Source organism: Methylobacterium sp. J-077, assembly GCF_022829365.1.
Classification (GTDB): domain Bacteria; phylum Pseudomonadota; class Alphaproteobacteria; order Rhizobiales; family Beijerinckiaceae; genus Methylobacterium.
Window position 1 is genome coordinate 1 of record NZ_JAKSYJ010000163.1, and the last position, 6,100, is coordinate 6,100.

The window sequence follows — 6,100 nt, forward strand, 5'->3', positions numbered from 1 at the left end:
CTTTGCGACCGTCTCCACGACCAACATCCCGCGCAAGCCTCCCGTTCGAGCCGGAAGGCATTGTGGATGACTTGTCCTGGGGGTCCCGTTTGGACGCCGATCACCCCGAGAACGGGGTCCTTATTCCACGCCTAATCACACAAGCGCAGTGGCAAGCAGTCTGCAGGCAACCTCCAGTCTGCTTGAGCCTCGCTTATCTGCCTATAATGAGCTTCGAAGCCGTTCCTCTGGGAGCGGCTTCATGGAGGACGGTCTATGTCTCATAAATTCAAGCTTGATCAGAGCGTTCGGCAGCTTGGGATCAACTACGGCGGCAATAAAAGTACCGTTGTTGATAGCATCTATGAGGTGGTTCGGCTCATGCCAGACGACCGAGCCGGCGAGCCTTGCTACCGGATTAGGTCAGAAGGCGGCGAGCGCGCTGCCCGGGAAGGCGAGCTCACTCTCGCTTCCTAAACAGTTTGGATAGAGCGAAATCCAGAAGCGCGGCTAATCTACCTACAGAAACCCGCTCCCCGAGTGCCCCTTGAAGGCATTCGCCCTGCGGATGTACCCGACCACCGTCCGCGGATCCCGGTGGCCGGATTGATCCATGATCCGCGCGAGATCGGCCCCGCGCTCGGCTGCCGTTGTGATGTAGCCGGCCCGCAGGCTGTGAGCCCCGAACGTCGAGGCATCGAGCCCCGCGGCCGCGCAGTAGCGCTTGATGATGTCGGCTACGGCTTGCGTGGTCAGGCGAGGCGGCAAACCGGACACGGTGTCCGTTTTGCGCAGGTTGCCCGACCGCGATACCGGCCGGAACACCGGTCCCTCGATGATGCCAGCCGCATCCAGCCATTCCCGCACCAGCGCAACTGGCCGGATGAACCGGCCGTGCGGGATCGCCTTCTCCAGGCCCCTGCCCTCTTGGTCCGTCTTCGACCGGCGCACCCGGACCCGCAGGCCTTCCGGATCCGCGACCAGGTCGGCGACATCGAGGGCGACGAGCTCGGATCGACGGAACACCCCGGCGAACCCCAGCGCTAGCAGCGCACGGTCCCGCTTGCCGGATAGCGTGTCCGGAGTCCGCATGAGCAGCGTGGCCAGGATCTCGGCTGTCGCGGCCGCTTTCTGTGTGGGAGCAACCCCGACGCGCCGCCGGATGCCCTTCAGTGTCGCCCGCACCGCCTCGTCGGCGGTCGGGTCGCCGAAGCCGGCCAGCTTGTGGGCATAAGTGATCGCCGCGCACCGCCGGCCGATCGTCGAGGCCAAGAGCCCAGCCTCTGCCTCCGAAACCACGAACGCCGCCACCGTCTCCGGCGAGGCCGGCAGAGCCCGGAACCCATATCGGGCGCACCAGGTCTGGAAGACCCGCGCGTCGCCGCGGTAGGCCCGCACGGTCGCGTCGGCCTTCGACGCCTGCTGGTAGGAGCGCACCAGTTCGGCCGCCTCGACCGGCAGGCTGGCGGTCGGCTCCTCGACCACGGCGACGGCCGTGCCGATCGGCGCCGAGGCCTCGACCTTCCCGCGCCGCTGATGTGGTGGCCTGCTACCGCCCGGCTTCATCGCCAAACTTTCGAGAATGCGCTTTATCGAAAGTTGCGCGACCAGAAGGCTGAAGGCAACCGCACTACGCGGTAAACCTACACCTAAACTTCAACGGTGCACCTGTACGGGACACCTAGAGGTCAAGCTAAACGGTATCTTTGGACCTTAGACCTACACGGTTTAGGAAGCGCGCCGGAGGTGAGTCGATGCGGGTTGTCACAATCTTGGGCCTTAAGGGCGGGAGCACGAAATCCACGCTCACCGCACATCTGGCGGTGGCCGCGCACCACGCCGGTATCCTGACGGCGATCGTCGATACCGATCCTCAGGCGACGCTTCGGATGTGGTCTACGCGACGACAGATGGACGGTCCTCCGGTTCGGCCAGAGACGACGCCGGATTTCCTTGAGCCCACGTTGCACGAGTTCGAGAAGCAGGGTGCCGAATTGGTCCTGATCGACACGGCGGGCAAGGCCGAGATCATGGGCAAGCGCGCGGCCGAGCTGTCCGACCTGGTGCTGATCCCGTCGCGGACCTCGCTGGCCGACATGGATGCCGTGCCGACCTCGCACGCGATGGCTCAGGGGCTGGGCAAGCCGAACTTCGTCATCTTCACGGACGTGGATGTGAGCGGCGCGAAGAAGGACGTGAAGGAGGCTGCCGCGGGGTTCGTCTCGCGCGGCATCCCCACCGGCCGCGAGCACGGCGCACCGTTCATCTGCCACCGCAAGGGCTACAAGTCCTGCCTGATCGACGGCAGTACGATCCAGGAGATCGAACCGGAGGGGAGGGGCGCCGAGGAGATTGATGCTCTGTTCCGATGGGTGGCGAAGCAGGTGGGCATCAAGGTGAAGCGCAAGCGGACGGAGAAGCAGAATGGCTAAGCGGCCCAGCCTGTCCGCTTCGTTCGTGGTCGGGGAACAGCCGATCCTGGACCCTACACCTCCACCTATAGCTCAACCTCAAGCTCAAGGTTTAGATACACTTAAACCTACACCTAAACTACGCGATCACCGGGAGAACCGGCAGGCGTTCACGGTGTGGCTCGACCGGGATTTGATCGCCAAGGTACGCGGTCTTTCTCGCGAACTGGTCACGGAGCACGGCCGGGCGGGCAACTCGATCGAGGCGCTGGTAACCGAGGCGCTGAACGAGGTGCTGGCGAAGCACGGGCGATAGGGAAGTGCGCAAGGCCGGGCGAGCCGTGACGATATGGCCGCCCGGCCGGTGCTCCGATCAGGCAGCTGTCAGCCGCTTGATGTTGAAGGCCACATGCACACGGTAGCGGGCGATAACCGTCTCAGGCGAACCGCCGAGCATCAGCGTCGTCATCGCCTCAGTGGCAGCTTGCATCTTCTCGATGACCATCGATTGCGCCTCGGCTCAGCCCTCGTGGCCGCCCCAGGCCAGACGTACCATGCGTAGCTCGATTACGCGTTGGGACTCGAATGCGAGCAGGATCGACGACAGGATGGGATTGTACACAACACACTCCGCACCGCGGCAGAAGCGGCTTGGATCAACGTGGCGTGAGTCTAGGACGATCCGACCCGAAGAATTTGAGGGAAGACGCCGCACCCCGTATTTGATACAGTCCGCAACCTACAGTCGAAGCCGCGGTTTGCTATTCAGCATCATGCTCCCCGTCGCACTTTATTCGGCGGTTCTTCCGACGAAAGGTACGTCCCATGGGCAGCGGCATTTCCCTTTTATTTTTGGCGCTCGGCACGATCGGTGGTGTCGGCTTTCTTGCCTTGGGCGCGCGGAAGCAGGTCGCCAATTTGAAAGGCGACCCGGAACGCTCCAACCTCATCAAGGACCACGGCGGCGCGCCACGTCCGAACATGCCGGGGACGGAGCACTGAGACCGCGATTTTGACGCTTGAGATTTCCCCCTCTCATCTCGGCCCCGCCGCCCGATCTGATCACGGGCTGGCGGCGTCCCTGGCCTCAATTATCTCTACGGCATGCCCACCAAGCCCCCGACCGTCGCGGATCTGCGCAAAGCAGGTACGATCAGCAGCCTTGAGATCGTCGCCGCGGTCGACGCCTACATGCGCGACGCGAACGCTGGCCCTTATCGCTCCAACAGTGGCCATACCATCGATCTCGCGGCAGCCGTGGCGGCCTCTCCCGTGATTAGCAAGTTACACGGTCAATCTGGGCCACAGGATAGGGCGTTCCGGACCGCAGTTACGGCTCTCGCCATGCTGGTGCGCCCAACTCCGCCATAGATTGCCCTTGAGCCCGGTCGCGCGGTCAGATCCGCTTGCGGGCCGGCCAGACCCAGTGCTGCTCGCCAGCGAGGGCCCGGAACGCAAAGCAGGCCCGAGCCGTAGGATGATCTAGAGCAGTGGCCGAGGCTCAGGGCGCCGTGGTCCGAAACTTCCCGGCGGGACGCCAAACATCATGATTTGAGATCAGCCCTGTCGTACTCGACCACCTTTGCCGGGCTTTCGCATCCTTCGACCATCGCGACGAGCTCAGCTTCGGTTAACAGATGACCGTTCGGCCCGGTGACGCTGATGTCCTCGTAGCTTACGGTTTGGAAGTCGCGCAGCTTCTTGAGCGCCCATTCCGGCGTCTGGCAGTTGTAGGTCACGGTCCCGTAGGACCTTTTCGCCTTCACGATGAAGGGCGCCGCGGTCGTCATTCGATCTCGATACCCGCAGCGCCCAGGATCGCGCGCTGTTACAGAATGCCGATGCGATGGGTTCGGATTGCGTGCTCGACGTGAGTCACGTCCTGATCGTCAGTTGCACGTAGGATTGCAACGGCGTCGGACAGAGCCGCGATGGCGAACTCGTCCAGTAGGATGTTGAACGCCAGCCGCTGGCGCATTCTGGCGCAAGGGCAGTCATGCTGTCGCTTCGGCTGTGACATAACATAGCAACGAGCGGCATCGTGGGTGGTTCTACCCCGCCGCCTGATATGACCACGAGCTGGCGGGGGAGGTCGTTTATCTCATCGGCGTCCGCGTAAGGTGCCGGGTTCTGGTTAGCGCGCCGTGACCCGCGCGGGCTTGGCATTGTGCTGGAACAGGCCGCGTAGTGCCCGGAACGGCAGCAGCACTACCTTAGCCACGCCGTGAGCGGCCATGACGACGACGATGGCCAGAAGGGCTAGGAGGGTGTTGCGCAACGCGGGGCACTCAAAGACGGAGTGAACTTGGCGATCCGTCACCGCCATTGCTCTCAGGAGGCGCTCGGAAGACGGCGAGACTGTGAAGCTTCTTGGCTGCGTGCGCTCGCAAAATCAGCCTGGGATGACGTCGGGTACGCCCGATCGGGGTGCTGCGTAGGCAACACCTACCAAGTCCTCTCGTCGCCAGACTATGCGAACGGTTGAAGGTATCGGCTCCTGCCCGATCGCGAGTTCGAAGTAGCGCGGCACTGCGAGGCCGGGCGGAAAAGCGAGGCAAGCACCCACGGGTGAATGGTTCGTCACGATACAGCGCACTCCCGCATCGACCCCTGGAAAGGCAACGCGACCTTCGATGGTAGCCTCGACCCGAAGCTTCGCGCGGCGATCCTGCATATCAGCACACGGCCTGGATGTATTGTGATTAGGTGCGGGTTGTATCCGCCAGCATACATCTAAAAACTCAATCCAGGATAATAGCGATCCAGGCCGACACGCGTTGCATTACCATTCGGTGACGTATGATTAGCGCCACCCTAATTACTCATGCAATCAAGGGTCGTGCAAGTTTATTTTAGTTACATCTATGAATGCTGCATCGCCCTGCTGTCTGTCCTGGAGGCTCGGCAAGGGACGCAGTGTGAAACCGCGGCGGACGATGTCGTGGGTGGGTGTGGCTACTGAACCGGAAACGGCCCTCAGAGCTTCCCTATAGCCGATGCGCTCCTCCTGCGCCGAGGCACGGAGGATCCCCATGCGTATCTTCATTCTGGCCGCGCTTGCCGGTGCCGGCCTGGTTGGCTTGAGCCTTCCGGCCTCAGCCGTGCCGGTCGGCCCCGTAGCCGGTGTCTTTTCCCCTTCCGATATGCTCACCAACGCGCGGATGCGGCGCCATCGCATGCGGCGATCGTCGATGACCTGGGTGCAGCGACGAGGGTCTCGGCGCTAGTTCGATCACCGGCGGGCAGCAACACCCCTGTCATGATCTGTCACATGCTAAGCGCACGCCAACCTCGGACTCCGCGGTGCTGTCCGACGTCAGCACCTGTGGGACAGATTGAGAGTTTTCACGAACGGAGGATGGCTGGTTCATCGTAGCCCCTGAGGAGCGAAGATGAAGCAGACATCCGGACCGGCCAAGAAGCCGGCAGAAGCGGTGATCCAAGACATCCGTCGGGCCACACGTCGTACGCCTCCGGTGAGGGCCGCGGTCGAGGGCATCGCGCTCTGCGCTGAAGCCTGACCTTAATGCTGGCGTTAAGGTCGGCGGGTCGGGGTGATGCGGGTCGAGCTCCTGGAGAATACCGAACGGCGGCGGCGCTGGTCGTTCGACGACAAGGCGCGGATCGTCGAAGCCGCGTTTGAGACTGGCGTGTCGGTGTGTTCGGTGGCGCGCCGGCACGGGATCGCCCAAGGCCTGCTGTTCACTTGG

The 6,100-nt window shown here is 63.0% G+C and carries 7 protein-coding genes and 1 pseudogene; 4 read left to right on the plus strand and 4 right to left on the minus strand.

What is annotated here, in order from left to right; genetic code table 11:
- Positions 1 to 498: 498 nt before the first annotated feature.
- Positions 499 to 1,545: a site-specific integrase gene (locus MKL11_RS19950; RefSeq protein ID WP_243946706.1), complete on the minus strand. Its 1,047-nt coding sequence runs from the start codon at positions 1,543 to 1,545 to the stop codon at positions 499 to 501.
- A gap of 188 nt (positions 1,546 to 1,733) precedes the next feature.
- Here MKL11_RS19950 and MKL11_RS19955 point away from each other — a divergent pair, with 188 nt between their 5' ends.
- Together MKL11_RS19955 and MKL11_RS19960 are read left to right on the plus strand one after the other, a co-directional pair.
- Positions 1,734 to 2,411 carry an AAA family ATPase gene (locus MKL11_RS19955; RefSeq protein WP_243946709.1) on the plus strand — a complete coding sequence of 226 codons (678 nt, stop codon included), beginning with the start codon at positions 1,734 to 1,736 and terminating at the stop codon, positions 2,409 to 2,411.
- Positions 2,404 to 2,706 (plus strand): hypothetical protein, encoded by a 303-nt coding sequence (locus MKL11_RS19960; protein WP_243946710.1) that lies wholly within the window; start codon positions 2,404 to 2,406, stop codon positions 2,704 to 2,706. Before MKL11_RS19955 ends, MKL11_RS19960 begins: the two co-directional genes overlap by 8 nt.
- Before the next feature lie 57 nt (positions 2,707 to 2,763).
- On the opposite strand, the pseudogene MKL11_RS19965 reads toward MKL11_RS19960, so the two are convergent.
- Positions 2,764 to 3,012 (minus strand): annotated as a pseudogene (locus MKL11_RS19965) (hypothetical protein).
- A gap of 203 nt (positions 3,013 to 3,215) precedes the next feature.
- On the opposite strand from MKL11_RS19965, the gene MKL11_RS19970 reads away from it, so the two are divergent.
- Positions 3,216 to 3,392, plus strand: a complete 177-nt coding sequence (locus MKL11_RS19970; protein WP_243946712.1) for a hypothetical protein — start codon at positions 3,216 to 3,218, stop codon at positions 3,390 to 3,392.
- Between the two features lie 542 nt (positions 3,393 to 3,934).
- Here MKL11_RS19970 and MKL11_RS19975 read toward each other — a convergent pair.
- Together MKL11_RS19975 and MKL11_RS19980 are read right to left on the minus strand one after the other, a co-directional pair.
- Positions 3,935 to 4,180, minus strand: a complete 246-nt coding sequence (locus MKL11_RS19975) for a hypothetical protein (protein WP_243946713.1) — start codon at positions 4,178 to 4,180, stop codon at positions 3,935 to 3,937.
- 344 nt (positions 4,181 to 4,524) lie between these two features.
- A complete protein-coding gene (locus MKL11_RS19980; RefSeq protein ID WP_243946715.1) occupies positions 4,525 to 4,668 on the minus strand; it encodes a hypothetical protein in 144 nt (47 codons plus the stop codon).
- Positions 4,669 to 5,947: 1,279 nt separating this feature from the next.
- Here MKL11_RS19980 and MKL11_RS19985 point away from each other — a divergent pair.
- Positions 5,948 to 6,100, plus strand: a 153-nt coding sequence (locus MKL11_RS19985; RefSeq protein ID WP_243946717.1) for a transposase, incomplete at its 3' end; no start/stop codon positions are given.